Origin of the sequence: Klebsiella sp. MS 92-3 (assembly GCF_000195655.1) — a bacterium.
Taxonomy (GTDB): Bacteria; Pseudomonadota; Gammaproteobacteria; order Enterobacterales; family Enterobacteriaceae; genus Klebsiella; species Klebsiella pneumoniae.
The window spans coordinates 7,754-8,933 of record NZ_GL882811.1 but is presented as its reverse complement, the minus strand read 5'-3'; the positions used below and the strand labels follow the sequence as shown (position 1 = coordinate 8,933).

The window sequence follows — 1,180 nt, the reverse complement described above, 5'->3', positions numbered from 1 at the left end:
CCTTGCGGATATAGCCGTTGTTTTTCGCCAGCAGCGACTGCGCCTCTGCGGCGCTTAAGTCCGCCAGCACCATCACGATCGCCGTTTTACAGTGGCGGCCGCAGGCCTCCAGCGCCTTCTGGGCGGTGGCGCGATCGCAGTCGGTAGCCTCCATCACGATAGAGACCTGGCGCTCAATCAGCTTGGCGTTGGTCGCTTCGACGTCGACCATCAGATTGCTGTACACCTTGCCGACGCGGATCATCGCCCCGGTGGAGATCATGTTCAGCACCAGCTTCTGCGCGGTGCCGGCTTTCAGGCGGGTAGAGCCAGTGACCACTTCCGGGCCGACCACCGGGGTGATCGCCACGTCCGCCAGCTGGGCCATTTCGCCATGCGGGTTACAGCTGACGATGGCGACAAAGGCATTCTGACTATGGGCGTATTCCATGGCGCCAATGACGTACGGCGTGCGTCCGCTGGCCGCCAGCCCCACCAGCACATCGCGGTTGCTGAAGTTCAGGTTCTGCAGATCCATCGCCCCCTGCGCTTTGTTGTCTTCCACATTTTCCACGGCGCTGAGAATCGCTTTATGTCCGCCGGCGATGATCCCCACCACCTGCTCAGGGCGGGTGCCGAAGGTTGGCGGGCATTCACTGGCATCGAGGATCCCCAGACGCCCTGAGGTACCCGCGCCAATGTAAATCAAGCGGCCACCGGCCTGCAGCGCCGCCGCGACCTTATCCACCACCTCGGCAATCTGCGGCAGATAGGGCGTTATCGCCTGGGCTACCTGCTGGTCTTCCTGGTTTATCACCGTCAGCATCTCGAGGGTGGAGAGGGTGTCAATGTTGGCGCTGTTGGCGTTACGTCGCTCGGTCAGCAGTTTGCTCAGGTCGATACTCATAGAAACCTCGTTATTCTCAGTGGCGCGCAGTATAAGGAATTATTTATTCCTTGCCTGTGAAGAGTATCACGATTAGTACGTGGAGAATAATACGAGAATGGTAGATATGGCGGGAAATAGTGCGGTAATAAATCTGGAATATTTTATTACCGCAGCAGGAGATTAGCGTGCGTCGCGCGGTTTGCTGAGGCCCAGCAGCAGCGCCAGCAGGTAGCAGATGGCCATCGCGAGGCTCATTTTCAGCATTGTTTCGCCGCCGAGACCCGCCAGCGGCGCGGGGGGGGCGCCCCAGAC

The 1,180-nt window shown here is 59.7% G+C and carries 1 protein-coding gene and 1 pseudogene; both read right to left on the bottom strand.

The window, feature by feature from the left end:
* On the bottom strand, positions 1 to 886 hold an 886-nt coding region (murQ, locus tag HMPREF9538_RS13420; protein ID WP_009485159.1), incomplete at its 3' end, for an N-acetylmuramic acid 6-phosphate etherase.
* 162 nt (positions 887 to 1,048) lie between these two features.
* A pseudogene (locus HMPREF9538_RS33205) lies at positions 1,049 to 1,180 on the bottom strand (Bcr/CflA family drug resistance efflux transporter); the annotation flags it as partial.